The organism is Pseudoalteromonas sp. SWYJZ12 (genome assembly GCF_015864395.1).
GTDB classification, from domain to species: domain Bacteria; phylum Pseudomonadota; class Gammaproteobacteria; order Enterobacterales; family Alteromonadaceae; genus Pseudoalteromonas; species Pseudoalteromonas arctica.
On record NZ_JADYXH010000076.1, the window covers coordinates 1 to 551 of the forward strand.

Sequence of the window (551 nt, forward strand, 5' to 3'; positions counted from 1 at the left end):
ATATATCAGCCTAAAGAGCCTTGGAATAAAAATAAGCTTGTAGGACAAAAGTTACCTCTAAAATTACAGCAAATATGGGCTATCCGAATACGACTGGAACTTTTTCATAAAATAAGAGATCTAGCACTATTTAACCTAGCCATAGATAGCAAACTAAGAGGATGTGATTTAGTTTCACTAAAAGTTAACGACATCGCACATGGTAAAACAATCCAATCAAGGGCAATAGTCGTTCAAAAAAAGACTGGTATGCCTGTTCAATTTGAAATTACTGGAAATACAAGGAAATCAATTGTGGCGCTCATAGAGCAATTTACTCTCAATTCTTATGATTACTTGTTTAAGTCACGAATTCATTCCTCTGAACACCTTTCAACCCGTCAATATGGACGTATAGTTGACTCTTGGGTCACCTCAATTGGGTTAGATAAGACTCAATATGGTACTCATTCAATGAGACGTACCAAACCATCACTAATTTACAAAAAAACTAAAAATTTAAGAGCCTGTCAGCTTCTACTTGGCCATAGAAAACTAGAGAGCACTGTCAG

1 protein-coding gene is annotated in these 551 nt (G+C 35.8%); it reads left to right on the top strand.

The annotated features are described in order from the left end of the window. Window positions 1-551, top strand: a 551-nt coding sequence (locus I6F42_RS20075; protein WP_231616419.1) for a tyrosine-type recombinase/integrase, incomplete at both ends; no start/stop codon positions are given.